The following is a 26,301-nucleotide window of genomic DNA, read 5'->3' as shown; positions in this document are numbered from 1 at the left end:
CTGTCCTCGGTCCTACCGGAGTCGTGGGGGAGTAGCTGTGGCAGGGCAGCCCATCAGGGTCGTGATCGCCGATGACGAGCCCCTGATCCGGGCCGGGATCCGGATGATCCTCATCTCGGACCCGGACATCGAGGTGGTCGGTGAGGCGGCCGACGGCCGGGCGGCCGTCGAGGCGGCGCGGGCGCACGCCGCCGACGTGGTGCTGCTCGACATCCAGATGCCGGTGCTCGACGGTCTCTCCGCGCTGCCGGAGCTGCGCCGGGCCGCACCGGAGGCCCGGGTGATCGTCCTGACGACCTTCGGGGAGCGGGAGAACGTCCTGCGGGCGCTGGAGCACGGGGGTGCCGGGTTCCTGCTCAAGGACACGGCGCCGGCGGAGCTGATCCGGGCGGTGCGGGCGGCCGCCGCGGGGGACGCGTATCTGTCGCCGGCGGCGACCCGACACGTGGTGGAGCGGCTCGCCACGGGCCGGGAGGCCGCGCGGTCCGAGCAGGCGCGGGCACGGGTGGCGGCGCTGAGCGAGAAGGAGCGCGAGGTACTGGCGGTGCTCGGGGAAGGGCTGTCCAACGCGGACGCGGGCAGACGGCTGCACATGAGCGAGGCCACGGTGAAGACGTACGTGAGCCGGATCCTGGCCAAGCTGGACTGCGAGAACCGGGTGCAGGCGGCGCTGCTGGCCCGGGACGCGGGGCTGTAGGCCCCTTCTCGGGTGGGCCGGGTCAGCGTGGGGCGCTGTCGCCGTCCGGGAGGCCGCTCGTGCCCGCGGTGTTGTAGCGGAGCAGATAGGCGGCGAACCGGGCGAGGTCGTCGCCCGACCAGTCCCTGAGGCGTTCCTCGTAGGCGGCGTGGCGGCTCGTCTGGGCCGCGGCGAGGACCTGGGCGCCCGCCTCCGTGGGGTGCAGGACCTGGACGCGGTGGTCGTCGGGCGCGGGCCGGCGCTCGACGAGGCCGAGCTTCTCCAGGGTGGCGACCTGGCGGCTGACCGTCGACTTGTCCAGCAGGTAGTGGGCCGCGAGGTCCGTAGCGCGGCAGCCGCGCTGGTCGTCGATGTGGGCGAGAAGCGTGTAGGAGACGAGCGGGAGCTCGGGGTGGACCCGGGCCGCCGCGGCCCGCGCGCGGCGCGCGAAGGCCGTCAGCTCGCGCTGGATGACGTCCAAGGACGCTTCGCGCGGTACGTCTGCGCCACCGGTCATGGTGCGCTCCCCTGTCGTCGGTTGCCTTCGCCTGCGGTTTCAGTTGTATAGTACAACCGTTCTTTAGTTGTAAAAGCCAACCATGGAGGTTTCGGTGTCCGCAGGACCGAGCACCAACGGCGCGTTGCGGCATGTCCTCGGACATCTGCTCACCCCCCTGCTGATGTGCGTCGGCATGGGCCTCGCCTACCTCGGCGCCTTCCACGCCCCCGCACCCCACGACCTGCGCGTCGACGTCGTCGGCTCCGGCCCGAGCGCCCAGGTCCTCGCGCAGACGCTCCAGGACAAGGGCGCCGGCGCCCTCGACGTCCGTACCGTCGCGGACCGGGAGACGGCCGTCGCCTCCCTGCGCGAGCAGGGCAGCTTCGGGGCCTACGTCCCCGGCGAGAAGCCCGAACTCCTCGTCGCCTCGGGCTCCTCCGACACCAGCGCCATGGCCGTCGAGAAGGTCTTCACCAAGGTCGCCGCCGCACAGGACGCCCCGCTCAAGGTCACCGACGTCACCCCCGTCGCCTCCGGCGACCCCACCGGCCAGGGCGTCTTCTTCCTGCTCGTCGCCCTCAGCATCGGTGCCTACGCCTCCGTCGCCGTCATCGGCGGAGCCGGCGCCGTCCTGCCCATGCGGATCAGGGCCCTCCTCGCCGCCGCGATGTCGCTGGTCGTCAGCCTCATCGGCACCCTGTTCGCCGGACCGCTCTTCCACCTCGTCGACCAGGGCCTCGGCGGAGTCTGGGCGATGTCCTGGCTGTACGCGGCGGGCATCCTGCTCGTCGGCGTCGGCCTCCACACCTTCCTGCGCCGCTGGACCACCCTCGGCGTGATGGTGCTCTTCGTCATGCTCAACTTCACGAGCTCCGGCGGCATCTACCGGCCCGAGCTCCAACCCGGCTTCTTCGGAGCGCTCCACGCCTTCTGGAACGGCGCGGGCTTCGTCGAGGGCGTCCGCAGCCATGTCTACTTCGGCGGCCACGCACTCGGCGGACACGTCCTCGTCCTCTCCCTCTGGCTCCTCGCCGGAGCCGCGCTCGTGGTGACCGCAGGCGTCGTGGAGGCCAGGCGGAGCGGCGCGGAGAAGGCAGCCGGCGAGACAGCCGGCAAGGCAGCGGGCAAGGCAGCGGGCAAGGCCGATGTGAAGGCCGGCGAGAAGGTCGAGGCAGAGGAGGAGATGGAGGAGGCGGTCGCCGTCTGAGGTTGTCCACAGGCCGTTGTCCACAGGGGGAGACGGTCTATCAGGTGCGGCGGTACCTTCAGGGCCGGATGATGTTGGACATCGCATCGGGGGGAGGACGTCCCATGGACGAGATTCGGGCCGTGGTGCCGGGGCAGCGCGGTACGGACGGGGAGACGGACGGTGACCGCGTCCCGCACGTACCGGGCTTCGCGCGCCGCACCGCCGTCGGCGGCTCGGGGGTCTCCCCCAGGGACGTGGGCAAGGCGCTGCGCGGCCGGGTGCCGCGCTCCGCGCACGACCGGCCGGCGCTCGCGGCCGACCGGCCGGACGCCGTCCGCGCCGTCGAGGAGTCCAGCCGGGACCGGGTGCCCGAGCTCGCGCCGATACGGGTCGGGAGGATGGCGGCGAGCCCCTTCGCCTTCCTGCGCGGATCCGCCGGGCTGATGGCCCAGGACCTCGTCACGACCCCCGTCACCGGGATATCCGCCCAGCTGTGCGGCGACGCGCACGCCGCCAACTTCGGCCTCTACGGCGACGCACGCGGCAGGCTCGTCATGGATCTCAACGACTTCGACGAGACGATCGTCGGCCCCTGGGAATGGGACCTCAAGCGGCTCGTCACCTCGCTCGTCCTCGCCGGTCGCGAGGTCGGCGCGAGCGAGGAGGTGTGCCGGGCGGCCGCGTTCGACACCGTCGGCGCCTACCGGCGCACCATGCGCCTCCTGGCCCGGCTCCCCGCCCTCGACGCCTGGAACGCGATAGCCGACGAGGAACTCGTCTCGCACACCGACGCCCGCGATCTCCTCGGCACCCTGGAGAAGGTCTCGGCGAAGGCCCGGAACAACACCAGCGCCCGCTTCGCCGCCCGGTCGACCGAGGTGGTGACCGATGCCGAGGGCGGCGGCCGCAGGTTCGTGGACGCTCCCCCGGTGCTGCGCAGAGTCCCCGACGGTGAGGCGGCGGCCGTCGCCGCCTCGCTCGGCGCCTACCTGGAGACCGTGTCCGAGGACCGGCTGCCGCTCCTCGCGCGGTACGCCGTCCACGACGTGGCGTTCCGGGTCGTCGGCACCGGCAGCGTCGGCACCCGCTCCTATGTCGTGCTGCTGCTCGACCACCGGGGCGAGCCGCTGGTGCTCCAGGTCAAGGAGGCGAGGCCCTCGGCCCTGCTGCCGTACCTGCCGGCCGTGGGCTTCACCGTGCCGGACCCCGGCCACGAGGGTCGGCGCGTGGTGCTCGGGCAGAAGCGGATGCAGGTGGTGAGCGACCATCTCCTCGGGTGGGCGACGGTCGAAGGGCGCCCCTTCCAGGTGCGTCAGTTCCGCAACCGCAAGGGCAGCGTCGACCCGGCCGCCCTCACCGTGGAGCAGGTCGACGACTACGGCCGGATGACCGGGGCGCTGCTGGCCAGGGCGCACGCCCACAGCGCCGATCCGCGGCTGATAGCCGGCTACTGCGGCAAGAACGAGGAGCTGGACGAGGCCGTCGCGTCCTTCGCCGTCACGTACGCGGACCGCACCACCGCGGACCACGCCGACCTGCTCGCCGCCGTCCGGGCGGGACGCATAGAGGCGGAACTGGGCGTCTGACCGACGCCCGCACCGGGGGAGGGAGGGGAGGGGGAGGGAGGGGGGAGGCCCCCCTGAAGGACCGTAGGCTGGGTGGGACGAGCCGGAACGAGGACGTGGGCGGGCGTGAACGTGAGCGTGGACCAGGGTGCGAACGACGAGCCCGAGGCCGAGCGGTCCGCGGACGAGCGGGCTGAGGCCGAGGCGTCCGCGGGCGAGCCGTATGCGGGTGGCGAGCGGGCTGCGGGCGAGCCGTCTGTGGGCGGTCAGCGGGCTGAGGGTGAGCCGGCTGTGGGCGGTGAGCCGGGTGCTGAGGCGGCGGGTGCTGACGAGCGGCCCGAGGCTCGGTTGGAGCGGGCCGTGCGGGTGGCCGAGCAGGCGTTGATCGAGTTCGAGATCGCCGTCGAGACCTTCCGGGTCGAGGTGGAGAACTTCTCGCGGCTGCACCACCAGAAGCTCGGCCCCATGTACACGCGGCTCGACGAGCTCGACGCGCGGATCGCCGAGGCACGGGCGGCGCGCACCGGGGACCCGGAGGATCTGCGGCGGGCCCAGGAAGCGCGGGCCGCGGTCATGCCCATGCCGGGGGTGGAGGAGCTGTTCAACGACTGGATCGACTCCGACGGCCTCTCCCCCGAGGCGGCGGCGATGCTCAACGAGCGGCCGGTGCAGGCTCCGAAGCGGGTCCGGCCCGGCGAGGAAGCGCGCAGGCTCTACCGCGAGCTGGCCCGCAAGGTCCACCCCGACCTGGCTCGGGAGGAGGGCGAGCGGCAGCGGCGCGAGGAGTTCATCACGCGGGTGAACGCCGCCTACGCCCGGGGCGACGAGGCGCAGCTGCGCGAGCTCGCCGCCGAGTGGGAGGCCGGGCCGGCGCCGGCCGAGGAGCGGCTCAGCGAGAACGAGGAGCTGTACGCGCGCCTGGAGTGGCTGGCGGAGCGCAAGGACATGCTGTCCGTGATGGCGCGCGAGCTGGAGGAGTCCGCGATCGGGGCGATGCTGCGGATGGCTCCGGACGACCCGGACCGGCTTCTGGAGGAGATCGCGGAGCAGCTGCTCGCACAGGTCTCCGAGCGTGAGGCCGAGCTTGCCGGGCTGGTGGAGTAGGTTTTTTCCGTGCGCTCGAACTTCGTCGGGCGCATCTGACGAGAGAAGGCCAGTCCCATGAATTTCTCCCCGCTGCCCTCGGTGGACGCGGCTTCCGTGCCGGCCGATGCCCTGGTGCTGGACGTCCGGGAGGACAACGAATGGGAGGCCGGTCACGTCGAGGGTGCGCTGCACGTGCCCATGAGTGACTTCGTGGCGCGCTTCGGTCAGGTCACGGAGGCGGTGGCCGAGAGCGGTACCGCCTATGTGATGTGCCGGGTGGGCGGCCGGTCGGCGCAGGTCACGCAGTACCTGGTGCAGCAGGGCTTCGACGCGGTGAACATCGACGGCGGGATGATCGCCTGGGACGGTGCCGGGCGTCCGATGGTGACGGGGAACGGGAGCCCGGCCTTCGTCCTCTGAGGCGCTGCGGAGCCGTGGTGCTGACGGTGCTGCGGTGCTGCGGTGAGCTGAGGCGTCAGCCGAGGGGGTGGGCGGCCAGGAGGTCGCCCAGTGCCTCCTCGTGGGCTGCTGCGGGGCCGAGGGACAGTTCGAGCTGCTTGGCCCAGGCGTGGTAGCGGTGCAGGGGGTAGTCGGTGTCGGCGCCGAAGCCTCCGTGCAGGTGCTGGGCGGTCTGCACCACGCGCCGGACGCCCTCGGAGGCCCAGATCTTCGCGACGGCGATGTCCCCGGCGGCGGGGAGCGCCCCGTCGGCTCCGGTGGAGACGCGCCAGGCGGCCTGCCAGAGGGTGGCCTCCATGGCGCGCAGGTCGATGTAGCGGTCGGCGGCCTGGACGGCGACGGCCTGGAAGGTGGCCACGGGGTGGCCGAACTGTTCGCGCTTGCCGGTGTATTGGCTCGTCATGGCGAGGACGGCCTCGCCGAGTCCGAGGGCGAGTGCGCAGGTGCCGGTGGTGAGGAGTTCGCGCAGTCGCTCGCAGGCGCCTTCGGTGTCGATGACGTCGGTGCTGTCGAGGCGTACGGCGTCGAGGCGGAGTTCGGCGAGGAGTTCGCCGCTGGTGGAGTACTGCTCGGCGAGGGTGACGCCTTCGTGGGTGCGGGGGATCAGGGCGAGGACGGTGCGGTCCTCGGGGGTGTGTGCGGGGACGGCGACGAGGTCGGCGCCGTGGGCCCAGGGGACGGCGCTCTGGAGTCCGTCGAGGATCCAGGTGGTGCCGTCGCGGCGGGCGGTGACGGCGCGGTCGGCCGGGTCGTGGCCGGTGCGTCCGTGGGAGGCGGCGGTGAGGACGAGTTCGCCGCGGCAGACGCGGGGGAGCAGCGCGGCGGCCGTCGAGCGGTCCGCGTACCGGTCGATGGTCATTGCGACGGCGCCGGTTTCGAGCAGGGGTACGCGGGCGAGGACGCGGGCGGATTCGCGCAGCACGAGGCAGAGGGCGACGGGGTCGAGTCCGGCGCCGCCGTGCTCGGGGGAGAGGACGAGTCCGAGCAGGTCGGCGGCGGCGAGGCGGGACCAGAGCGGTCGGTCGAGGTCCTCGGAGACGGCGCCCGGGGTGAGGGCCGGGCTCGGTACGGCGTCGGGTGCGATGCCCGCGAAGACCGCCTTGGCCGCCTCGACGGCCGCCTGTTGTTCTTCGGTGAAGGTGAAGTCCACGGTCCTGCCCTCCCGTTGCTGCTCCTGCTCTCTCTGCCCTGACGAGCCGTCAAGATAGAACAGGTTCTAGCGGAAGGGAATGGTGGTGCCGGGACTCGTCAGCGGTCGAAGTCCAACTCCACGTCCGGGGTGACGGGATGGGACTGGCAGGCCAGGACGTATCCGGCTTCGGTCTCTTCGGGCTCCAGCGCGAAGTTGCGGTCCATGCGGACCTCTCCGCCGACGAGGAAGGCGCGGCAGGTGCCGCACACTCCGCCCTTGCAGGCGTACGGGGCGTCCGCGCGGGCGCGCAGCACGGTGTCGAGGAGCGTCTCGCCGCGGTCCACGGGCCAGGTGCCGGAGCGGCCGTGCAGGGTCGCGGTCAGGTTCGCGTGCGCGGGGGTGTCGGTCGCGGCGACCGGGGTGGGTGCCGAGCCGTCGTCGACGTGGAAGATCTCCTGGTGGATCCTGCCGCGGTCGACTCCGAGGCCGCGCAGTGCCTGCTCGGCGCCCTGGACGAGTCCGAAGGGGCCGCAGAGGAACCAGCCGTCGATCTCGCCGACGGGCAGCAGCGCGGGCAGCAGTGCGGTCAGCCGCTCGTGGTCGAGGCGGCCGGAGGGCAGTCCCGCCTGCTGTTCCTCGCGGGAGAGCACGGTGACGAGCTGGAAGCGGTCCGGGTAGCGGTCCTTGAGGTCGGCCACCTCGTCGAGGAACATCGTGGAGGAGGCGGTGCGGTCGCTCCGGATCAGGCAGAACCTGGCCTCGGGCTCCCGGGCGAGCAGGGTGGCGGCCATGGAGAGGACCGGGGTGATGCCGCTGCCGCCGACGACGGCGGCGAAGTGGCCGGGGCGCGGGGTGAGCGCGAAGCGGCCCATGGGTTCCATGACCTCGACGAGGTCGCCGACGGCCAGTTCCTTGAGTGCGTACGTCGAGAACGCGCCGCCGTCGACGAGCCGGATGCCCACGCGCAGGACGGGGGGCTCGCCCGCGGGGGCGGCGGGGGCGCAGATCGAGTAGGTGCGCCGGATCTCCTCCCCCTGCTCGCCCGTGCGGCGCAGGGCGAGGTGCTGGCCGGGGACGTGCCGGTACGTCTCGTGGAGCTCGGGGGGTACCGCGAAGGTGACGGCCACGGAGTCGTCCGTGAGCTGCTCGACCTCGCTCACCCGGAGGGGATGGAACCCGGCCCGGCCGGCGGCTGAGGGCGGCATCTACAACTCCTTGAAGTGGTCGAACGGTTCGCGGCAGGCGGTGCAGCGGCGGAGGGCCTTGCACGCGGTGGAGGAGAAGCGGCTGAGGAGTTCGGTGTCGGTGGAGCCGCAGTGGGGGCAGCGGATCGCCAGCGTCAGGGGCACGGGGCCGCCGGCCGGGCCCTGGGGGCGGGGCGGGGCGATGCCGAACTCGGCGAGCTTGCGCCGCCCTTCCTCGCTGATGTCGTCGGTGGACCAGGCGGGGGCGAGGACGGTGACGACGGAGACGTCCGGCACTCCGTGCTCGTGGAGGGCGCGCTCGATGTCCGATGACATCGCCTCGATGGCGGGGCAGCCCGTGTACGTCGGGGTGAGGGAGACCTCGACCCGGCCGGGGCCGGTGACGTGGACGCCCCGCATGACGCCGAGCTCCTCCAGGGTGAGGACGGGCAGCTCCGGGTCGAGGACGGCGCCGGCGATCCGGCTGAGCCGCTCTTCCAGGGCCGTCATGGTCACCATGTCGCCCCCGGGTGGCTGCGGTGCAGGTGCTGCATCTCGGCGATCATGCGGCCGAAGGACTCGGTGTGGAGGCCCTGTCGGCCGGCGCCCGCGGCCCAGGCGCCGGTGCGGGGGCCGGTGGGCGGGGTGAGCGTGGCCTTGTCGAGGACGGCCGTGACGGAGTCGAGCCAGGCGCTCTCCATGGCGGTGTGGTCCACGTCGAGGCCGTCGACGGGCTGGAACAGCTCGCCGGTGTAGCGCCAGAGGGCGTCGCACGCCCGCTGCATCCGCTCGTGGCTCTCGGGGGTGCCGTCGCCGAGGCGCAGGGTCCAGTGCTCGGCGTGGTCCTGGTGGTAGGCGACTTCCTTGACGGCCTTGGCCGCCAGGCCGGCGAAGGGGCCGTCGCCGGTCGCCAGCTGCCCGTACAGGAGGCGCTGGTAGGTGGAGAAGTACAGCTGCCGGGCGATGGTGTGGGCGAAGTCGCCGTTCGGCTGTTCGACCAGTTGCGCGTTCCGGAAGGAGCGCTCCTCGCGGAGGTAGGCCAGTTCGTCCTCGTCTCCGACGAGGGAGAGCAGGACGCGGGCCTGGCCGAGCAGGTCGAGCGCGATGTTCGCCAGGGCGACGTCCTCCTCCAGGACGGGGGCGGAGCCGGCCCACTCCCCCAGGCGGTGGGAGAGGACGAGGGCGTCGTCGCCGAGGGCGAGGGCGGCGGCGGTGGGCACGGTGGCCTCGCGGGTGTCGGAGGTGCTCACAGGTGCTTCACCCCCTCCGGGATCTCGTAGAACGTCGGGTGGCGGTAGGGCTTGTCCGCGGCCGGTTCGAAGAAGGGGTCCTTCTCGTCGGGCGAGGAGGCGGTGATCTCCGTGGAGGGCACGACCCAGATCGAGACGCCTTCGCTCCTGCGGGTGTACAGGTCGCGGGCGTTGCGCAGGGCCATCTCCGCGTCGGGCGCGTGGAGACTGCCCGCGTGGGTGTGGGACAGTCCGCGGCGGGAGCGCACGAACACCTCCCACAGCGGCCAACCGTCGCTCGTCATGCCTGTGCCTCCCCGTGCTTGCCGGTGTGCTTCTCCGCGTAGGCCGCGGCTGCTTCTCTGACCCAGGCGCCGTCCTCGTGGGCCTGGCGCCGCTTGCTCAGCCGCTGGTCGTTGCAGGGGCCGTTCCCCTTGAGGACGTCCCAGAACTCGGTCCAGTCGATGGGCCCGAAGTCGTGGTGCCCGCGCTCCTCGTTCCACCGGAGGTCGGGGTCGGGGAGGGTGAGGCCGAGGGCCTCGGCCTGCGGGACGGCGATGTCGACGAAGCGCTGGCGCAGTTCGTCGTTGGTGTGGCGCTTGATCTTCCAGGCCATCGCCTGGGCGGTGTGGGTGGACTCGTCGTCCGGCGGGCCGAACATCATCAGCGAGGGCCACCACCAGCGGTCCACCGCGTCCTGCGCCATGGCGTGCTGGGCCTCGGTGCCGTTCGACAGGGCGAGGAGGGCCTCGTATCCCTGGCGCTGGTGGAAGGACTCCTCCTTGCAGACCCGGACCATCGCGCGGGCGTACGGGCCGTAGGAGCAGCGGCACAGGGGGACCTGGTTGGTGATCGCGGCCCCGTCCACGAGCCAGCCGATCGCGCCGACGTCGGCCCAGGTCAGCGTGGGGTAGTTGAAGATCGAGGAGTACTTCTGGCGGCCGGCGTGGAGCTTGTCGAGCAGCTCGTCGCGGCTGGTGCCGAGGGTCTCCGCGGCGCTGTACAGGTACAGGCCGTGGCCGGCCTCGTCCTGGACCTTGGCCATGAGGATCGCCTTGCGGCGCAGCGAGGGCGCGCGGGTGATCCAGTTCGCCTCGGGCTGCATGCCGATGATCTCGGAGTGGGCGTGCTGCGCGATCTGCCGGACGAGCGAGGCGCGGTAGGCCTCGGGCATCCAGTCGCGCGGCTCGATCCGCTCGTCGGCGGCCACGGCGGCGTCGAACACGGCTTCGTAGGCGGCCTGTGTCGCCGCTACGGCCGCGTCCGACACGCCGGGCGCGCCCGTGGTTCCTGTCGTCCCTGCCGTCACTGCGGTCATCGAACCCCCTACCGACCGATCGTTCGGTTGAATGGCTTCAATGGTGAGTCGGCGGCCCGTATGGTGTCAACCCTGTGGATAACCGAGGTGGGCCGATCGGGATCGGGGCGGGATGGACGCGGACGTCGAAAGGGACATCGACGCGGACGTCGAATCGGACGTCGAAGCGGGCGTCGCGGGCGCTGATGCGGGCGTCGACGCGGCTCGCGTGACGGACGCGGACGAGGCGACGAGCGGCCCGCACGCGGCCGGGTCCGCCGGGCCCGCGGGGCCCACGGGCAGCGGGATCATGGCCCTGTCGCTGCCTTACCAGGTCGTCGCCGCCGTGGCCCTCGCCGTGGCCGGGGTCTTCGTCTGCGTCCACCTGGCGATGGTGTTCCTGCACGTCGCGCCGTCCAACACGCTCACCAAACGGCACGGCCAGGCCGTCGACGACTGGGTCTATCCCGAGTTCGAACAGAACTGGAAGCTCTTCGCGCCCAATCCGCTCCAGCAGAACGTCTCCGTCGAGGTCCGCGCCGAGGTCGTCACCGCCGGAGCCGGCCGCAGCACCACCGGCTGGATCGACCTCACCGCCCAGGACGCCGCGGCGATCCGCCACAACCCGCTGCCCAGTCACACCCAGCAGAACGAGCTCCGCAGGGCCGTGGACTTCTACCTGAACTCGCACTCCGACGACGACAGCCCCCACGGGATGCGCGGCCACCTCTCGGAGGAGTACATGCGCCGGATCGCGATGCTCCGGCTCGACGGCCTCCCGTCCCTCGAAGGGGCCGACGTGCGGCGCGTCCAGCTCCGGGCGGTCACCCGGCCCGTACCCGCGCCCCGGTGGAGCACCGAGAAGAACGACGAAACCCCCTCCTACCGCGAGCTCCCCTGGTGGAAGGTGACCGGCGCCGACCTGCCGGACGGCGCCACGCCGCCGGACGGCGCCGCCCCGAGCCGTACGGAGGCGGGCCGATGAGCGGTCCCACCGCCCCGCGCGCGCGTACGCGTGAGCCCTTCGACCGGCGGATCGCCCGCGCCGTCCAGGCCGTCACGGGCCGTGCGCTCGGCCCGCACCAGACCGCGATCGTGCGGATCGGCTTCTCGCTGACCTGGCTCGTCTTCCTGCTGCGCGAGCTGCCGCACCGGCACGAGATGTACGGGCCCGACGGCCCCTGGTCCTGGGAGCTGGCGCGCCGGCTGACCGCCGACAACCGGGCCTTCACCGTGCTGATGTGGTCGGACGGACGGGTGTGGTTCGAGCTCGTCTACGGGCTCGCGGTGCTCTCCGCCGTCCTGCTCCTCGTCGGCTGGCACACCCGCGCCGTGTCGGTGGTCTTCATGGTCGGGGTCCTCTCGCTGCAGAACCGCTCCGTCTTCCTGGGCGACGGCGGCGACAACGTCCTCCACCTCGCCGCGATCTACCTGGTGCTGACCCGCTGCGGCCAGGTGTGGTCCCTCGACGCGAGGAGAGCCGCCAGGAGGGCCGCCTGCGGGGCCCGCGAGGACATCGCCGGACCGCTGCTGTGGACCGTCCTCGGCGGCTTCCTGCTCGCCACCACCTGGTTCAGCGACGTCACCGGAGAGTGGTGGCTGCCGGTGCTGCTGTGGGTGCTGTGGCTCGGGCACGGGCTGTGGTGGCTGGTGTGCCGGCTCGCCCCCGGGGAGCCGCGCACCCTGCTCGACGTCCTCGCGAACCTCACGCACAACGCCGCCCTCGTCGTGATCATGGCCGAGGTCTGTCTGATCTACGCCACGGCCGGCTGGTACAAGATCCAGGGCTCGCGCTGGCAGGACGGCACGGCCCTGTACTACCCGCTCCACCTCGACTACTTCTCGCCCTGGCCCGCGCTCTCCGAGCTCCTCGGCGCCAGCGGGATCATGGTGATGCTGCTGACCTACGGCACGGTGATCGTGCAGGTCGCCTTCCCCTTCACGCTCTTCCACCGCAAGGTCAAGAACGTCCTGCTGGTCGCGATGATGCTGGAGCACGCCGGGATCGCCCTGCTCCTCGGCCTGCCGGTCTTCTCCCTCGCGATGATCTCCGCCGACGCGGTGTTCCTGCCGACCGCCTTCCTGGTGGCCCTCGGCGCACGGGCGGTCCGGGGCAGGGACCGGCTGCTGAGGCGGCGGTCCGCCGGGGCGGTGCCCGAGCAGCGCCGTACGGGTGAGGAGCACGGCCCCCGTACCCTCGTCGGGTGAGCAGCACCGAAGAGAAGCCCGGAACCGATACGGCGGAGGCAGCGGCCGAGCCGGTTCAGTACGACGAGGGGTTCGGCCCCGAGATCGGCGTCGGGCCGCACCCGGAGCCGTGGCCGGAGGGCGAGCGGTACGACCCCGAGCTGCTCGCCGACGGCGACCGGCGCAATGTCGTGGACCGCTACCGGTACTGGACGCGGGAGGCGATCGTCGCCGACCTCGACACCCACCGCCACGACTTCCACGTGGCGGTGGAGAACTGGGGGCACGACTTCAACATCGGCTCGGTCGTGCGGACCGCCAACGCCTTCCTCGCGAAGGAGATCCACATCGTGGGGCGGCGGCGCTGGAACCGGCGGGGCGCCATGGTCACCGACCGCTACCAGCACGTCCGCCACCACCCGGACACCGAGTCGCTGACCGCGTGGGCGGCGTCCGAGGGCCTGCCGATCATCGGGATCGACAACCTCCCGGGCGCGGTGCCGCTGGAGCGGACCGTGCTGCCGCGCCGCTGTGTGCTGCTCTTCGGCCAGGAGGGCCCGGGGCTCACGGACGAGGCACGCGCGCACGTCGAGATGGTCTGCTCGATCGCCCAGTTCGGCTCGACCCGGTCGATCAACGCCGGGGCCGCCGCCGCGATCGCCATGCACGCGTGGGTGCAGCGGTACGCGGAGATCGACTCCCCCGCCTGACGGACCACGGGGGTCGGAGAGACCGCGGGCCACGGAGACCGCGGGCCACGGAGATCGAGAAGACCGCGGAGGCCCCGGAGGGCCCCCGCGGTGCTCGTTGGGTCAGGCCTGGCGGCGGACCTCCACCACCCGGAAGCGGTTCGAGACGAAGGCGCCGTCGCACAGCGCCGCGTTCGCCGCGGGGTTGCCGCCGGAGCCGTGGAAGTCGGAGAACGCCGCCGTCTGGTTGACGAACACCCCGCCCGTGAGGTTCAGCGAGAGCTGCGCCGACTCCTCCAGGCAGACCTCCTCGACCGCGCGCTCGGTCTCGGCCGAGGTCGTGTACGCGCCGACCGTCATCGCGCCCTTCTCGCGGACCGTGCGCCGCAGCAGCTCCAGGGCGTCGGCGGTGGAGTCCACCGAGACGGCGAAGGAGACCGGGCCGAAGCACTCGGAGAAGTACGCGGCCTGCGCGTCGGGCTTGGAGCCGTCCAGCTTCACGATGACCGGCGTACGGACCACGGCGTCCGGGAAGTCGGGGTTGACGACCTCGCGGGAGGCGAGCGCCACCTCGCCCAGGCCGGCGGCGGCCTCCAGGCGCGCCTTCACGTCGGGGTTGACCAGCGCGCCGAGCAGGCCGTTCGCCCGGGCGTCGTCGCCGAGCAGGCCGCCGACCGCCGCCGCGAGGTCGGCGACGACCTCGTCGTACGACTTGGGGCCCTGGTCGGTGGTGATGCCGTCGCGCGGGATCAGCAGGTTCTGCGGGGTCGTGCACATCTGGCCGCTGTACAGCGACAGCGAGAAGGCGAGGTTGCCCAGCATGCCCTTGTAGTCGTCGGTCGAGTCGACCACGACCGTGTTGACCCCGGCCTTCTCCGTGTAGACCTGCGCCTGGCGGGCGTTGGCCTCCAGCCAGTCGCCGAAGGCGGTCGAGCCGGTGTAGTCGATGATCCGGATCTCGGGGCGCACGGCCAGGGTCTTGGCGATGCCCTCGCCCGGGCGCTCGACGGCGAGCGCGACCAGGTTCGGGTCGAAGCCGGACTCGGCGAGCACCTCACGGGCCACGGAGACGGTGAGCGCGAGCGGCAGGACGGCGCGCGGGTGCGGCTTGACCAGGACCGGGTTGCCGGTGGCCAGCGAGGCGAACAGGCCCGGGTAGCCGTTCCACGTGGGGAAGGTGTTGCAGCCGATCACCAGGGCGATGCCGCGGCCGACCGGGGTGAACTCCTTGGACAGCTCCAGAGGGTCGCGCTTGCCCTGGGGCTTGGACCAGCCGGCCCGCCCGGCGGGGGTACGGGTCTGCTCCTCGTACGCGTAGGCCACGGCCTCCAGGCCGCGGTCCTGGGCGTGCGGGCCGCCGGCCTGGAACGCCATCATGAACGCCTGTCCGCTGGTGTGCATGACGGCGTGGGCGAACTCGTGGGTGCGGGCCGAGATCCGGGACAGGATCTCCAGGCAGACGAGGGCACGGGTCTCGGCCCCGGCGTCGCGCCAGGCGGCCGTGCCCGCGCGCATCGCGGGCAGCAGGACGTCGATGTCGGCGTGCGGGTACTCGATGCCGAGCTCCGGGCCGAACGGCGAGACCTCGCCGCCGGTCCAGCCGTCCGTGCCGGGCTGGTCGAGCTCGAAGCGGGTGTTCAGCAGGGCCTTGTGGGCGGCGAGACCGGCAGCCGCGTCGAGCGAGCCGTCCTCCCCGTACGCCTTCGGGTGCTCGGGGTACGGCGACCAGTAGGCGCGCGTGCGGATCGTGGCGAGTGCCTGATCGAGCGTGGACCGGTGCTTCTCGGCCAGACGGTCGGTGGTCGGCAGAGCGGTGGCCATGGATGGACCAACTCCTCGTCGAGCTGGGCAGGGAGACACGTACGGAGTTAGAGTAACCGAACGATCGGTCGGGACAAGGGGGTCCGTCGATCCTGTGGAAAACCCATCGGGGAGGATCACTCCTATGAGCGCCAACGTGACCGTCAGGGGGAGCGACGACGTGACCGCCAGTGAGATCACCGCCCTCGCACAGGACCGCACCGTGGCCGTCGTCGGCACCGGCACCATGGGCCAGGGGATCGCCCAGGTCGCGCTGGTCGCCGGCCATCCGGTACGGCTCTACGACAGTGCCCCCGGCCGGGCCGGGGAGGCCGTGGCCGCCCTCGGCGCCCGCCTCGACCGGCTCGTCGAGAAGGGGCGGATGGACGCCGCCGCGCGCGAGGCGGCCGTCGGTCGGCTGCACGCGGCGGAGGACCTCGCGGAGCTCGCCGACGCGGCGCTCGTCGTCGAGGCGATCGTCGAGCTCCTCCCCGTCAAGCAGCAGCTCTTCGCCGACCTGGAGAAGGTCGTCGGCGACGACACCGTCCTCGCCACGAACACCTCCTCCCTCTCCGTCACCGCGATCGCGGGTGGGCTGCGGCTGCCCGGCCGGTTCGTCGGACTCCACTTCTTCAACCCGGCGCCGCTGCTCCCGCTCGTCGAGGTCGTCAGCGGCTTCGCCACCGACGCGGACGTCGCCACGCGCGCGTACGAGACGGTGAAGGGCTGGGGCAAGACGCCGGTCCGCTGCGCGGACACCCCCGGCTTCATCGTCAACCGGGTCGCCCGCCCCTTCTACGCGGAGGCGCTGCGGATCTTCGAGGAGGGCGCGGCCGACCCGGCCACGATCGACGCCGCCCTGCGCGAGTGCGGCGGCTTCCGCATGGGCCCCTTCGAGCTCACGGACCTCATCGGCCAGGACGTGAACGAGGCCGTCACCCGCTCCGTCTGGGAGTCCTTCTACCAGGACCCGAAGTTCACGCCCTCGCTCGCACAGCGCCGGCTCGTGGAGTCGGGGCGGCTCGGCCGCAAGACGGGGCAGGGCTGGTTCTCGTACGCGGAGGGCGCCGAGCGGCCCGAGCCGCACAACGCGCCGCCCGCGGAGGCGCCCGCGAAGATCGTCGTCCGTGGTGACCTGGGGCCCGCCGAGGCGCTGGTGGGCCTCTTCGAGGAGGCGGGGATCAAGGTGCGCCGCAAGGGCGGCGACGGGGCCGTCGTGCTGCCGGGCGGCGGCCAGCTCGTCCTCGCGGACGGCGAGACCGCCTTCGAGTACTTCGGCGACGAGATCATCTATTTCGATCTCGCGCTCGACTACGCGCGCGCGACCCGGATCGTGCTCTCCACCGGGGAGCGGACCTCGCCCGAGGTCCTCGCGGAGGCCGTGGGTCTCTTCCAGGCGCTCGGCAAGCAGGTGTCCGTGATCGGCGACGTGCCCGGCATGATCGTCGCCCGTACGGTCGCGATGCTGGCCGATCTGGCGGCCGACGCGGTCGACCGGGGCGTCGCCAGCGCCGAGGACGTGGACACGGCGATGCGGCTCGGGGTCAACTATCCCGCCGGCCCCTTGGAGTGGGCCGAGAAGGTGGGGCACATGCGGGTGTGCGACCTGCTGTCGGAGATGAACAAGCGCTATCCGACGGGACGGTACGCGCCGTGCCTGGCCTCCGCCCGCAAGGGAAGCGCCGATGCGGCCCGGATAGGGAAGGAAGGCCGATGACGACGGCGAAGCGCGACACGTACACCCCCGAGACGCTGCTCTCGGTCGCCGTGCGGGTCTTCAACGAGCGTGGCTACGACGGCACCTCCATGGAGCACCTGTCCAAGGCGGCGGGGATCTCCAAGTCGTCGATCTACCACCACGTGTCCGGCAAGGAGGAGCTGCTGCGGCGGGCGGTCAGCCGGGCGCTCGACGGGCTCTTCGCGGTGCTCGACGAGCCGGGGGCGGTACGCGGCCGGGCCGTCGAGCGGGTCGAGTACGTCACGCGCCGGACCGTGGAGGTGCTGATCGCGGAGCTGCCGTACGTGACGCTGCTGCTGCGGGTGCGGGGCAACACCGCGACCGAGCGGTGGGCGATGGAGCGGCGGCGCGAGTTCGACCACCGGGTGGCCGAGCTGCTGAAGGCCGCGGCGGCCGAGGGGGACCTGCGGGCGGACGTGGACATCCGGCTGGCGACCCGGCTCCTCTTCGGCATGATCAACTCGCTGGTGGAGTGGTACCGGCCGCATCCGGACGCGGTGGGCGAGCGGGAGCAGCTCGCCGAGACCGTCGCGCACCTGGCGTTCGACGGGCTGCGGACGGCTCGCTGAGCGGGCGTGTGGACGGCTTCAGGACGGCCCCTTCGGGGGCCGTCCTGCTTTTGGGTGTCAGAGGCGGTGGTCGGTGTTGAGGTCCGTCTCCTCGAAGACCAGCAGGGTGCGGGTCGACAGCACCTCGGGGATCGACTGGAGCCGGGTGAGCACCAGCTCGCGCAGCGTCCGGTTGTCCGGGGTGTGCACGAGCAGCAGGACGTCGAAATCCCCGCTGACCAGTGCGATGTGCGTGGCGCCCGGCAGCGCTCTGAGCTGCTCGCGGACCGTCCGCCACGAGTTCTGGACGATCTTGAGCGTGATGTACGCGGAGGCGCCGTGCCCCGCCCGCTCGTGGTTGACCCGGGCGCTGAAGCCGCGGATCACCCCGTCGTCGATGAGCCGGTTGATCCGCGCGTAGGCGTTGGCCCGGGAGACGTGCACCCGCTCGGCCACGGACCGTACCGAGGCGCGACCGTCCGTTTGCAGCAACCTCAGGATGTCGCGGTCGATCGCGTCCAGCGGGCGTGCCGGCAGGACGCCCGTCGGCATGCCGATCGGCGCGCTCAGGGCCTCGCCGGGCACCTCGGCCTCGGTCCCGCCGAGTGTCCCGCCGAGTGCCTCGCCGAGTGCCCCGCCGGGCGTCTGGCCCCGTGCCTCGCCCGTCGCGTCGGCCGGAGCCCCGCTCCGGTCGACGGCCATTTGTTCATCCGCCATGTGCCCCCGCCTCTCTCCGGTGGACGACCTGCTCCTATCCCAGGCTGTGGAGAACCGTTTGTCCACAGGCTGGAGGTGCCTGTAGCCAAAATGCCTCCACGACCGAACAATCGGTAGGTGAGGCGCGCCACACTCGCGCCACCCGCCTTCGGGTCTTATGCCCGCTCCCACGAGGAGGTGGACTCGTTGCAACAGCGCAGTTCGACAGTCCAAGAGCCGCCCGGTGCCGTTCCCGCCTACCGGCCCACCCCGCCGCCGGCCTGGCAGCCGCGTACCGACCCCGCCCCGCTGCTGCCCGACGCCGAGCCGCTGCGCGTGCTCGGCACGGACGCCGTGGCCGACGCCGACCCCGCGCTGCTGCTCCGGCTGTACGCGGAGCTGATCCGCGGCCGCCGGTACAACACGCAGGCCACCGCGCTCACCAAGCAGGGCCGGCTCGCCGTCTACCCGTCCACCACCGGCCAGGAGGCGTGCGAGATCGCCGCCGCCCTCGCCCTGGAGGAGCGGGACTGGCTCTTCCCCTCGTACCGGGACACCCTGGCGGCGGTCGCCCGCGGCCTGGACCCGGTGCAGGCCCTGACGCTGCTCCGCGGCGACTGGCACACCGGGTACGACCCGCGCGAGTACCGCATCGCGCCGCTCTGCACCCCGCTGGCCACCCAGCTCCCGCACGCGGTGGGCCTCGCCCACGCCGCCCGCCTCAAGGGCGACGACGTGGTCGCGCTCGCCATGGTCGGCGACGGCGGCACCAGCGAGGGCGACTTCCACGAGGCGCTGAACTTCGCGGCCGTGTGGAAGGCCCCCGTGGTCTTCTTCGTGCAGAACAACGGCTTCGCGATCTCCGTGCCGCTGGCCAAGCAGACCGCCGCCCCCTCCCTGGCCCACAAGGCCGTCGGATACGGGATGCCCGGCCGGCTGGTCGACGGCAACGACGCGGTGGCCGTGCACCAGGTGCTGACCGAGGCCGTGGCCCGCGCGCGGCGCGGCGGCGGCCCCACCCTCGTCGAGGCCGTCACGTACCGGATCGACGCCCACACCAACGCCGACGACGCGACCCGCTACCGCGCGGCCGGCGAGGTCGAGACGTGGCGGGCGCACGACCCGATCCTGATTCTCGAACGGGAGCTGACGGAGCGCGGCCTGCTCGACGAGGACGGCAAGCGGGCGGCGGCCGAGGCCGCCGAGACGATGGCGGCGGACCTGCGCGAGCGGATGAACGCCGACCCGGTGCTCGACCCGATGGACCTGTTCTCCCACGTGTACGCGGAGCAGACCGCACAGCTGCGCGAGCAGGCGGCGCAGCTGCGTGCCGAGCTCGACGCCGAGGGTGAGGCGTGATGACGACCGCGACGACCGGCCCCTCGGCGGCCAAGGCGGCCAAGGCCGCCGGTGCCGCCGGGAAGCCCAAGCCCGCGACGATGGCGCAGGCGCTCCAGCGCGCCATGCGCGACGCGATGGCCGAGGACCCGACCGTCCACGTGATGGGCGAGGACGTCGGCACGCTCGGCGGTGTCTTCCGGGTCACCGACGGGCTCGCCAAGGAGTTCGGCGAGGACCGCTGCACCGACACCCCGCTGGCCGAGGCGGGCATCCTCGGCGCGGCGGTCGGCATGGCCATGTACGGCCTGCGGCCGGTCGTGGAGATGCAGTTCGACGCCTTCGCCTACCCGGCGTTCGAGCAGCTGATCTCCCATGTGGCGAAGATGCGGAACCGGACGCGCGGCGCGATGCCGATGCCGATCGTCATCCGTGTCCCGTACGGCGGCGGGATCGGCGGGGTCGAGCACCACAGCGACTCCTCCGAGGCCTACTACACGGCCACCCCGGGCCTGCACGTCGTCACCCCGGCGACCGTCGAGGACGCCTACGGGCTGCTGCGCGCGGCCATCGCCTCCGACGACCCGGTGGTCTTCCTGGAGCCGAAGCGGCTCTACTGGTCGAAGTCCGACTGGTCGCCCGAGGCGCCCGCGCCCGTCGAGCCGATCGGCAAGGCGGTCGTACGGCGGCGGGGCACCGGCGCCACCCTGATCACCTACGGCCCGTCGCTTCCGGTCTGCCTGGAGGCGGCGGAGGCCGCCCAGGCCGAGGGCTGGGACCTGGAGGTCGTCGACGTGCGCTCGCTCGTGCCGTTCGACGACGAGACCGTCTGCGCGTCGGTACGGCGTACGGGCCGGGCGGTCGTGGTCCACGAGTCGACCGGTTTCGCCGGCCCCGGCGCGGAGATCGCCGCGCGCGTCATGGAGCGCTGCTTCCACCACCTGGAGGCGCCGGTGCTGCGGGTCGCGGGCTTCGACATCCCGTATCCGCCGCCGATGCTGGAGCGGCACCATCTGCCCGGCGTGGACCGGGTCCTGGACGCGGTGGCGCGGCTGCAGTGGGAGGCGCAGAGCTGATGGCCCAGGTGCTCGAATTCAAGCTGCCCGACCTCGGTGAGGGGCTCACCGAGGCCGAGATCGTCCGCTGGCTCGTCGCCGTCGGCGACGTCGTCGCGATCGACCAGCCGGTCGTCGAGGTCGAGACGGCCAAGGCCATGGTCGAGGTGCCCTGCCCGTACGGCGGCGTCGTCACCGCCCGGTACGGCGAGGAGGGCACCGAACTGCCCGTCGGCGCGCCGCTCCTGACGGTCGCCGTGGGCGGGACGGGTGTGCCGGAGGAGCTCGCGGAGGCGGCTCCGGAGGCGGCCCCCACGGCGGGTGGGTCCGCCGCCGAGTCCGCCGTCTCCTCGGAGTACTCGGGCAACGTGCTCGTCGGGTACGGCACGGCGGGGCCCGCCGCCCGGCGCCGGCGCGTGCTGCGCGACAACCCGGCCGCGGCTCCGGCTGTGGCCGCGGCCCCGGCTCCGGTCGCGGTGCGGGCTCCGGAGCCCGCAGCGCCCGTCGCCGCTCCTGTCTCCGCGTCCGTCACGGTGCCCGTCGCCGGGCAGGACGGGCCGGTGCCGGTCATCTCGCCGCTCGTGCGGAAGCTGGCCCGGGACCGGGGGCTCGACCTGCGGGAGGTGCGCGGATCCGGGCCCGAGGGCCTGATCCTGCGGGCCGACGTGGAGCTCGCCCTCGCTGCCCTGGAGCGGGCGGCAGCCGCTCCGGCGCCCGCCGCGAGCCCCGCGGTCTCCCCTGCGGTGACCTCCGTCGCGGCGGCCGGGGAGCGGATTCCGCTGCGCGGGCTCCGCGGAGTGGTGGCGGACAAGCTCTCGCGCAGCCGTACGGAGATCCCGGACGCGACCTGCTGGGTCGACGCCGACGCGACCGAGCTGATGGCGGCCCGGCGGGCCATGAACACGGCGGACGGGCCGAAGATCTCGCTGCTCGCCCTCCTCGCCCGGATCTGCGCCCACGCCCTGGCCCGGTTCCCCGAGCTCAACTCCACGGTGGACACGGCCGCCCGGGAGATCGTCCGGCTGCCGGCCGTGCACCTCGGCTTCGCCGCCCAGACCCCGCGCGGTCTGGTCGTCCCGGTGGTCAGGGACGCGGGGACGCGGACGGCCGAGTCGCTCACGGCGGAGTTCGCCCGGCTCACGGAGTCCGCCCGGCAGGGCACGCTCACGCCGGCCGATCTGACGGGTGGCACGTTCACCCTGAACAACTACGGGGTGTTCGGGGTCGACGGCTCGACGCCGATCATCAACCACCCCGAGGCCGCGATGCTCGGCGTCGGCCGGATCATCCCCAAGCCCTGGGTCCACCAGGGCGAACTGGCCGTCCGTCAGGTGGTGCAGCTCTCGCTCACCTTCGACCACCGCGTCTGCGACGGCGGCACGGCCGGCGGCTTCCTGCGGTACGTGGCGGACTGCGTCGAGCAGCCCGCGGTCCTGCTCCGCACGGTCTGACACCCCGTCCGTCCCGGCCCGGCCCGTCTCTCTTGGTGGGACGGGCCGGTCGGCCGTGATGCCCGGCGGCCCATACTGCTGGGGTGACCACCGCATACGACGCCGTCGTGCTCGCCGGGGGCGCCGCCAGGCGCCTCGGCGGCTCCGACAAGCCCGGAGTACGGGTGGGAGGCCGGACGCTCCTCGACAGGGTGCTCGCGGCCTGCCCCGACGCCGGCCGGACCGTGGTCGTCGGGGACCCGCGCCCGACCGTCCGCCCCGTCCGCTGGACCAGGGAGGAGCCGCCGGGCGGCGGCCCGCTGCCCGCCGTCGCCGCCGGGGTGCGCGAGACGGACGCCGAGGTCCTCCTCGTCCTCTCCGCCGACCTGCCCTTCCTCGACCGGGACACCGTCCGGCGCCTCCTCGCGGCGCTCGCCGAGGCGCCCGAGGCGGAGGCGGCGTTCCTCACCGACGCCGACGGCCGGGACCAGCCGCTCGTCGCCGCGTACCGGGCCGCGCCGCTCGGACGCGAGCTGACCCGGCTCACGCACGATCACCGCGGTCTGGCCCACATGCCGTTGCGGTACCTCGCGGAGGGGCTCCGCCTCACCCGGGTCGCCGCCGGATCCCTCGCCTCCTTCGACTGCGACACCTGGGAGGACATCGCCGCGGCCCGGGCCCGCATCAGGGAGCATGGGACCGTGCTGGACGAATGGATCACCGCAGTCAAGGACGAACTGGGCATCGAGCTGGACGTCGACACGGGCGTGCTGCTGGACCTGGCTCGTGACGCCGCCCACGGAGTGGCTCGCCCCGCCGCGCCCCTGACCACCTTCCTGGTCGGTTACGCGGCGGCCCGCGCGGGCACCGAGGGCGGTCCCGAGGCGGTCGCCGAGGCGGCCCGCAAGGCGGCGGAGCTCGCCAAGCGCTGGGCCGCCGAACAGGACGAGGCCGGATGACCCTCAAGGAGTCCGCCCTCGTGGCACCCGACACCTCCGCACGCCCGCAGGCGGCCGAGCAGCCGCACCGCGCCACCGCCTGGCCCGCGGCGCGGGCGGCCGCCGCCGAGGCCGGTTCCGCGGCCCGCGCCGTGCAGGCCGCTCGCGAGCCGCTGGCCGTCCCGCTCGGCGCGGCGCTCGGCCGGGTCCTCGCGGGGCCGCTCCTGGCCCTCACGGACCTGCCCTCCTTCGACACCTCCGCCATGGACGGCTGGGCCGTCGCGGGGACGGGCCCCTGGACGGTCCGTGAAGCGGGCGCCGTCCTCGCGGGCCACGCCACCGGGGCCGTACTGGCCGACGGAGAGGCCGTACGGATCGCCACCGGCGCCCGCGTCCCGACCGGGACGACAGCGGTCATCCGCAGCGAGCACGCCGACCACTCCGCACGCGTCGAGCACGTCGAGAACGCCGCGCGCGACGACCACGCCGACCACGCCGAGCACTCCGAGCACGTCGACCATGTCGACCACGCCACCCCCGCGCCCGGCCCCCTGCTGCACGCCCTGCGCGAGGTGCGGCGGGGACAGGACATCCGGCCCCGGGGCCAGGAGTGCCGCGCCGGAGACCAGCTGCTCCCCGCGGGCTCCGCCGTGACCCCCGCCGTCCTCGGTCTCGCCGCGGCCGCCGGCTACGACGCGCTTCCCGTCCTCGCCCGCCCCCGGGTGGAGATCCTGGTCCTCGGCGACGAGCTGCTCACGACGGGTCTCCCCCACGAGGGGCTCATCCGTGACGCGCTCGGCCCGATGCTCGGCCCCTGGCTGGAGGCGCTCGGCGCCGAGGTCCTCGCCACCCGCCGGATCGGCGACGACGCCGAGGAGCTGTACGCGGCCGTCACCGGTTCCACCGCCGACCTGCTGATCACCACCGGCGGGACCGCCGCCGGGCCGGTCGACCATCTGCACCGCGTGCTCGACGCGGCGGGCGCCACCCTCCTCGTCGACGGGGTCAAGGTCCGCCCCGGCCACCCCATGCTCCTCGCCCGGCTCGCGGGCACGGACCCCCGTCATCTCGTCGGGCTCCCCGGCAACCCGCTCGCGGCGGTCTCCGGGCTCCTCACCCTCGCCGAGCCGCTGCTCGCCGCCCTCGTGGGCGCTCCCCGGGAGCCGTCCCCGCCCCCGGCCACCTGCGTGCCCGTCCAGGACGAGGTCCAGGGGCATCCCCACGACACACGGCTCGTCCCGGTCGTCCGTCGCGCCGACCGGGCCGTCCCGCTGCACTACAACGGACCGGCCATGCTCCGTGGCATCGCCGCCGCCGACGGCCTGGCCGTCGTCCCGCCCGGCGGTGCCCGACCGGGCCGGGCACTGGAGATCCTCGGCCTGCCCTGGCCGACGGAGGCGGGGGACGCCCCGGCCCAAGGAGCGTGTTTCACGTGAAACTTCCCAGCCGCGACGTGATGGCCCGCAACGCGGACGAGCGGATCGCGGGTCCCCAGATCCGGCTCCCCCGCCGGGTCGTCGAGAGGCCCCTGCGCCAGGTCGGCAAGCGGCTGCTCATGGCGCTCGGCGTGCTGCTCCTGACGGTGCTCATCGTGTACGTCGACCGCGCCGGCTACCACGACAACGCCAACGAGACGCTCGACTTCCTCGACTGCGTCTACTACGCGACCGTGACGCTCTCCACCACCGGTTACGGCGACATCGTCCCGTACAGCGACTCGGCGCGGCTCGCCAACATCCTGCTGGTCACGCCCCTGCGCGTGCTGTTTCTGATCATCCTGGTCGGCACCACCCTGGAGGTCCTCACGGAGAGGACCCGGGAGGAGTTCCGGCTGAATCGCTGGAGGTCCACCTTGCGCGACCACACCGTCATCGTCGGCTTCGGCACCAAGGGGCGGTCCGCGATCCAGACCCTCTGCGCGACCGGTCTGAGCAAGGACCAGATCGTCATCGTCGACCCCTCCAACAAGGTGATCGAGACGGCGAACGCGGACGGGTTCGTCGGCGTCATCGGCGACGCGACGCGCAGCGACGTCCTGCTCCGGGCCGAGGTGCAGCGGGCCCGGCAGATCGTCATCGCCACCCAGCGCGACGACACGGCCGTCCTGGTCACCCTGACCGCCCGCCAGCTCAACCGGGGCGCGAAGATCGTCGCCGCGGTCCGCGAGGAGGAGAACGCGCCGCTGCTGCGGCAGTCCGGTGCGGACGCGGTCATCACCAGCGCCAGCGCCGCCGGCCGGCTGCTCGGCCTCTCCGTGCTGAGCCCCAGCGCCGGCACGGTGATGGAGGACCTCATCCAGCAGGGCTCCGGCCTCGACCTCGTCGAGCGGCCGGTGACCAAGGCCGAGGTGGGCAAGAGCGTGCGGGAGACCGAGGACCTGGTGGTGAGCGTGCTCCGCGGCCACCGGCTGCTGAGCTACGACGACAAGGCCGCCAGCCCGCTCCAGCCCACCGACCGGGTGATCACCATCGTGCGCGCCACGCCGGTGACCCCGCTCACGACGCCGCCGCAGGACTGAGCGTGCGGGACTGAGCACCGACCGCCGGAGTAGCCTCGCCGCCATGCATGCGATCACGATTCCGGAACCCGGCGGTCCCGAGGCGCTCGTCTGGGCGGAGGTGCCCGATCCCGTGCCCGGCGAGGGCGAGGTCCTCGTCGAGGTGGTGGCGAGCGCCGTCAACCGCGCCGACCTGCTCCAGCGGCAGGGCTTCTACGACCCGCCGCCGGGCAGTTCCCCGTACCCCGGTCTGGAGTGTTCGGGACGGATCACCGCGCTCGGGCCCGGGGTCTCCGGCTGGTCCGTCGGCGACGAGGTCTGCGCGCTGCTCGTCGGCGGCGGTTACGCGGAGAAGGTCGTCGTTCCGGTCGGCCAGCTCCTGCCGGTGCCCGACGGCGTCGACCTGGCCACGGCCGCCGCGCTCCCCGAGGTCGCCTGCACGGTCTGGTCCAACATCTTCATGATCGCCCACCTGCGGCCCGGCGAGACGCTGCTCGTGCACGGCGGGGCGAGCGGGATCGGGACGATGGCGATCCAGCTGGCGAAGGCGGTCGGGGCGCGGGTCGCGGTCACGGCCGGGAGCCCGGAGAAGCTGGCCCGCTGCGCCGAACTCGGCGCGGACGTCCTCATCGACTACCGCGAGCAGGACTTCGTCGAGGAGCTGCACAAGGCGACGGACGGGGCCGGTGCGGACGTCATCCTGGACATCGTCGGCGCCAAGTACCTGGAGCGGAACGTGAAGGCGCTGGCCGTCAACGGCCGGCTGGTCGTCATCGGGCTCCAGGGCGGCGTGAAGGGCGAGTTGAACCTGGGGGCGCTGCTCGCCAAGCGGGCGGCGGTCATGGCGACCACGCTGCGCTCCCGCCCGCCGCACGAGAAGGCGTCGATCGTCGCGGCCGTCCGCGAGCACGTCTGGCCGCTGATCGGTGCGGGCACGGTCCGGCCGGTCGTCGACCGGACGGTGCCGATGCCGGAGGCCGCCGAGGCGCACCGGGTGCTGGAGTCCGGCGACCATGTCGGCAAGGTGCTGCTGCTGGCGCCGCGCGGCTGATTCGCCGGACATGCAGGA

Annotated in this window: 26 protein-coding genes; 17 read left to right on the top strand and 9 right to left on the bottom strand. The window is 73.1% G+C overall.

Annotation, left to right across the window (positions count from 1 at the left end):
• The first annotated feature begins 37 nt into the window (after positions 1–37).
• On the top strand, positions 38–697 hold the full coding sequence (locus ACZ6K0_RS20290; protein ID WP_376397746.1) for a response regulator: 660 nt from the start codon (positions 38–40) through the stop codon (positions 695–697).
• A 22-nt stretch (positions 698–719) separates the two neighbouring features.
• On the opposite strand, the gene ACZ6K0_RS20285 is transcribed toward ACZ6K0_RS20290, so the two are convergent.
• A complete protein-coding gene (locus tag ACZ6K0_RS20285; RefSeq protein ID WP_469231224.1) occupies positions 720–1,193 on the bottom strand; it encodes a MarR family winged helix-turn-helix transcriptional regulator in 474 nt (157 codons plus the stop codon).
• Between the two features lie 94 nt (positions 1,194–1,287).
• Between ACZ6K0_RS20285 and ACZ6K0_RS20280 the strand changes: the two genes are divergently transcribed.
• The 4 genes from ACZ6K0_RS20280 to ACZ6K0_RS20265 all read left to right on the top strand — a co-directional run bounded on the left by ACZ6K0_RS20280 (position 1,288) and on the right by ACZ6K0_RS20265 (position 5,435).
• Positions 1,288–2,382, top strand: coding sequence for an ABC-2 transporter permease (locus tag ACZ6K0_RS20280; RefSeq protein ID WP_469231223.1), 1,095 nt, complete (start codon positions 1,288–1,290; stop codon positions 2,380–2,382).
• Positions 2,383–2,486: 104 nt separating this feature from the next.
• On the top strand, positions 2,487–3,950 hold the full coding sequence (locus tag ACZ6K0_RS20275) for a DUF2252 domain-containing protein (RefSeq protein ID WP_469231221.1): 1,464 nt from the start codon (positions 2,487–2,489) through the stop codon (positions 3,948–3,950).
• Positions 3,951–4,220: 270 nt separating this feature from the next.
• Positions 4,221–5,033, top strand: coding sequence for a hypothetical protein (locus tag ACZ6K0_RS20270; RefSeq protein WP_376398440.1), 813 nt, complete (start codon positions 4,221–4,223; stop codon positions 5,031–5,033).
• A 57-nt stretch (positions 5,034–5,090) separates the two neighbouring features.
• Positions 5,091–5,435: a rhodanese-like domain-containing protein gene (locus tag ACZ6K0_RS20265; protein WP_376397734.1), complete on the top strand. Its 345-nt coding sequence runs from the start codon at positions 5,091–5,093 to the stop codon at positions 5,433–5,435.
• A gap of 55 nt (positions 5,436–5,490) precedes the next feature.
• On the opposite strand, the gene ACZ6K0_RS20260 is transcribed toward ACZ6K0_RS20265, so the two are convergent.
• The 6 genes from ACZ6K0_RS20260 to paaA form a co-directional block, all read right to left on the bottom strand.
• The gene (locus ACZ6K0_RS20260; RefSeq protein WP_469231219.1) at positions 5,491–6,624 is read right to left on the bottom strand and encodes an acyl-CoA dehydrogenase family protein; all 1,134 of its coding nucleotides are present in this window, start codon (positions 6,622–6,624) and stop codon (positions 5,491–5,493) included.
• Positions 6,625–6,722: 98 nt separating this feature from the next.
• A complete protein-coding gene (locus tag ACZ6K0_RS20255) occupies positions 6,723–7,811 on the bottom strand; it encodes a 2Fe-2S iron-sulfur cluster-binding protein (protein ID WP_469231210.1) in 1,089 nt (362 codons plus the stop codon).
• The gene (gene paaD, locus ACZ6K0_RS20250; RefSeq protein WP_469231206.1) at positions 7,812–8,309 is read right to left on the bottom strand and encodes a 1,2-phenylacetyl-CoA epoxidase subunit PaaD; all 498 of its coding nucleotides are present in this window, start codon (positions 8,307–8,309) and stop codon (positions 7,812–7,814) included. It lies immediately after the preceding gene.
• Positions 8,303–9,040, bottom strand: a complete 738-nt coding sequence (paaC, locus tag ACZ6K0_RS20245; RefSeq protein ID WP_376397723.1) for a 1,2-phenylacetyl-CoA epoxidase subunit PaaC — start codon at positions 9,038–9,040, stop codon at positions 8,303–8,305. The genes paaD and paaC overlap by 7 nt, the downstream gene beginning before the upstream one ends.
• Positions 9,037–9,324 (bottom strand): 1,2-phenylacetyl-CoA epoxidase subunit PaaB, encoded by a 288-nt coding sequence (paaB, locus tag ACZ6K0_RS20240; protein WP_015034815.1) that lies wholly within the window; start codon positions 9,322–9,324, stop codon positions 9,037–9,039. Before paaB ends, paaC begins: the two co-directional genes overlap by 4 nt.
• Positions 9,321–10,337 (bottom strand): 1,2-phenylacetyl-CoA epoxidase subunit PaaA, encoded by a 1,017-nt coding sequence (paaA, locus tag ACZ6K0_RS20235; protein WP_376397719.1) that lies wholly within the window; start codon positions 10,335–10,337, stop codon positions 9,321–9,323. The genes paaB and paaA overlap by 4 nt, the downstream gene beginning before the upstream one ends.
• 112 nt (positions 10,338–10,449) lie before the next feature.
• On the opposite strand from paaA, the gene ACZ6K0_RS20230 reads away from it, so the two are divergent.
• The 3 genes from ACZ6K0_RS20230 to ACZ6K0_RS20220 are packed head-to-tail and all read left to right on the top strand — an operon-like array spanning position 10,450 to position 13,213.
• Entirely contained in the window at positions 10,450–11,301 is an 852-nt protein-coding gene (locus ACZ6K0_RS20230; RefSeq protein ID WP_469231203.1) for a DUF5819 family protein, read from the top strand.
• Complete coding sequence (locus ACZ6K0_RS20225; protein WP_469231201.1) at positions 11,298–12,524, top strand: HTTM domain-containing protein; 1,227 nt, start codon at positions 11,298–11,300, stop codon at positions 12,522–12,524. The genes ACZ6K0_RS20230 and ACZ6K0_RS20225 overlap by 4 nt, the downstream gene beginning before the upstream one ends.
• Entirely contained in the window at positions 12,521–13,213 is a 693-nt protein-coding gene (locus tag ACZ6K0_RS20220; protein WP_376397711.1) for a TrmH family RNA methyltransferase, read from the top strand. The genes ACZ6K0_RS20225 and ACZ6K0_RS20220 overlap by 4 nt, the downstream gene beginning before the upstream one ends.
• Before the next feature lie 102 nt (positions 13,214–13,315).
• Here the strand turns inward: ACZ6K0_RS20220 and paaN are convergent, their stop codons facing one another.
• Positions 13,316–15,013, bottom strand: a complete 1,698-nt coding sequence (gene paaN, locus ACZ6K0_RS20215) for a phenylacetic acid degradation protein PaaN (protein WP_469231199.1) — start codon at positions 15,011–15,013, stop codon at positions 13,316–13,318.
• Between the two features lie 124 nt (positions 15,014–15,137).
• Here paaN and ACZ6K0_RS20210 point away from each other — a divergent pair, with 124 nt between their 5' ends.
• Positions 15,138–16,709, top strand: a complete 1,572-nt coding sequence (locus ACZ6K0_RS20210; protein WP_469231197.1) for a 3-hydroxyacyl-CoA dehydrogenase — start codon at positions 15,138–15,140, stop codon at positions 16,707–16,709.
• On the top strand, positions 16,706–17,299 hold the full coding sequence (locus tag ACZ6K0_RS20205) for a TetR/AcrR family transcriptional regulator (protein ID WP_055642496.1): 594 nt from the start codon (positions 16,706–16,708) through the stop codon (positions 17,297–17,299). The genes ACZ6K0_RS20210 and ACZ6K0_RS20205 overlap by 4 nt, the downstream gene beginning before the upstream one ends.
• Before the next feature lie 57 nt (positions 17,300–17,356).
• Here ACZ6K0_RS20205 and ACZ6K0_RS20200 read toward each other — a convergent pair whose 3' ends face one another.
• A complete protein-coding gene (locus tag ACZ6K0_RS20200) occupies positions 17,357–17,830 on the bottom strand; it encodes an Lrp/AsnC family transcriptional regulator (RefSeq protein WP_376398437.1) in 474 nt (157 codons plus the stop codon).
• A 342-nt stretch (positions 17,831–18,172) separates the two neighbouring features.
• Between ACZ6K0_RS20200 and pdhA the strand changes: the two genes are divergently transcribed.
• From pdhA to ACZ6K0_RS20165, 7 genes are all read left to right on the top strand, one after another.
• Positions 18,173–19,333, top strand: a complete 1,161-nt coding sequence (gene pdhA, locus ACZ6K0_RS20195) for a pyruvate dehydrogenase (acetyl-transferring) E1 component subunit alpha (RefSeq protein ID WP_376397699.1) — start codon at positions 18,173–18,175, stop codon at positions 19,331–19,333.
• A complete protein-coding gene (locus ACZ6K0_RS20190; RefSeq protein WP_376397695.1) occupies positions 19,333–20,388 on the top strand; it encodes an alpha-ketoacid dehydrogenase subunit beta in 1,056 nt (351 codons plus the stop codon). Before pdhA ends, ACZ6K0_RS20190 begins: the two co-directional genes overlap by 1 nt.
• Positions 20,388–21,818 (top strand): dihydrolipoamide acetyltransferase family protein, encoded by a 1,431-nt coding sequence (locus tag ACZ6K0_RS20185; protein ID WP_376397692.1) that lies wholly within the window; start codon positions 20,388–20,390, stop codon positions 21,816–21,818. The genes ACZ6K0_RS20190 and ACZ6K0_RS20185 overlap by 1 nt, the downstream gene beginning before the upstream one ends.
• A gap of 83 nt (positions 21,819–21,901) precedes the next feature.
• Positions 21,902–22,756 carry an NTP transferase domain-containing protein gene (locus ACZ6K0_RS20180; protein WP_376397689.1) on the top strand — a complete coding sequence of 285 codons (855 nt, stop codon included), beginning with the start codon at positions 21,902–21,904 and terminating at the stop codon, positions 22,754–22,756.
• Entirely contained in the window at positions 22,753–24,171 is a 1,419-nt protein-coding gene (locus tag ACZ6K0_RS20175; RefSeq protein WP_469231194.1) for a molybdopterin molybdotransferase MoeA, read from the top strand. The genes ACZ6K0_RS20180 and ACZ6K0_RS20175 overlap by 4 nt, the downstream gene beginning before the upstream one ends.
• The gene (locus tag ACZ6K0_RS20170) at positions 24,168–25,253 is read left to right on the top strand and encodes a potassium channel family protein (protein WP_376397683.1); all 1,086 of its coding nucleotides are present in this window, start codon (positions 24,168–24,170) and stop codon (positions 25,251–25,253) included. The genes ACZ6K0_RS20175 and ACZ6K0_RS20170 overlap by 4 nt, the downstream gene beginning before the upstream one ends.
• Positions 25,254–25,296: 43 nt before the next feature.
• Complete coding sequence (locus ACZ6K0_RS20165; protein ID WP_376397681.1) at positions 25,297–26,283, top strand: NAD(P)H-quinone oxidoreductase; 987 nt, start codon at positions 25,297–25,299, stop codon at positions 26,281–26,283.
• Positions 26,284–26,301: the final 18 nt, after the last annotated feature.

This window comes from Streptomyces sp. NPDC042346 (assembly GCF_055581845.1).
The sequence above is the reverse complement of the archived record's forward strand: the minus strand, read 5'-3'. Positions and strand labels throughout refer to the sequence as shown.

Excerpts from the sequence above, each read along its gene's own strand:
- ACZ6K0_RS20285 (WP_469231224.1), bottom strand. The coding sequence starts at position 1,193 with ATGACCGGTGGCGCAGACGTACCGCGCGAAGCGTCCTTGGACGTCATC.
- ACZ6K0_RS20275 (WP_469231221.1), top strand. The coding sequence starts at position 2,487 with ATGGACGAGATTCGGGCCGTGGTGCCGGGGCAGCGCGGTACGGACGGG.
- ACZ6K0_RS20265 (WP_376397734.1), top strand. The coding sequence starts at position 5,091 with ATGAATTTCTCCCCGCTGCCCTCGGTGGACGCGGCTTCCGTGCCGGCC.
- ACZ6K0_RS20255 (WP_469231210.1), bottom strand. The coding sequence starts at position 7,811 with ATGCCGCCCTCAGCCGCCGGCCGGGCCGGGTTCCATCCCCTCCGGGTG.
- paaD (WP_469231206.1), bottom strand. The coding sequence starts at position 8,309 with ATGGTGACCATGACGGCCCTGGAAGAGCGGCTCAGCCGGATCGCCGGC.
- paaB (WP_015034815.1), bottom strand. The coding sequence starts at position 9,324 with ATGACGAGCGACGGTTGGCCGCTGTGGGAGGTGTTCGTGCGCTCCCGC.
- paaA (WP_376397719.1), bottom strand. The coding sequence starts at position 10,337 with ATGACCGCAGTGACGGCAGGGACGACAGGAACCACGGGCGCGCCCGGC.
- ACZ6K0_RS20230 (WP_469231203.1), top strand. The coding sequence starts at position 10,450 with ATGGACGCGGACGTCGAAAGGGACATCGACGCGGACGTCGAATCGGAC.
- ACZ6K0_RS20225 (WP_469231201.1), top strand. The coding sequence starts at position 11,298 with ATGAGCGGTCCCACCGCCCCGCGCGCGCGTACGCGTGAGCCCTTCGAC.
- paaN (WP_469231199.1), bottom strand. The coding sequence starts at position 15,013 with ATGGCCACCGCTCTGCCGACCACCGACCGTCTGGCCGAGAAGCACCGG.
- ACZ6K0_RS20210 (WP_469231197.1), top strand. The coding sequence starts at position 15,138 with ATGAGCGCCAACGTGACCGTCAGGGGGAGCGACGACGTGACCGCCAGT.
- ACZ6K0_RS20205 (WP_055642496.1), top strand. The coding sequence starts at position 16,706 with ATGACGACGGCGAAGCGCGACACGTACACCCCCGAGACGCTGCTCTCG.
- ACZ6K0_RS20200 (WP_376398437.1), bottom strand. The coding sequence starts at position 17,830 with ATGCCGACGGGCGTCCTGCCGGCACGCCCGCTGGACGCGATCGACCGC.
- ACZ6K0_RS20190 (WP_376397695.1), top strand. The coding sequence starts at position 19,333 with ATGACGACCGCGACGACCGGCCCCTCGGCGGCCAAGGCGGCCAAGGCC.
- ACZ6K0_RS20185 (WP_376397692.1), top strand. The coding sequence starts at position 20,388 with ATGGCCCAGGTGCTCGAATTCAAGCTGCCCGACCTCGGTGAGGGGCTC.
- ACZ6K0_RS20175 (WP_469231194.1), top strand. The coding sequence starts at position 22,753 with ATGACCCTCAAGGAGTCCGCCCTCGTGGCACCCGACACCTCCGCACGC.
- ACZ6K0_RS20165 (WP_376397681.1), top strand. The coding sequence starts at position 25,297 with ATGCATGCGATCACGATTCCGGAACCCGGCGGTCCCGAGGCGCTCGTC.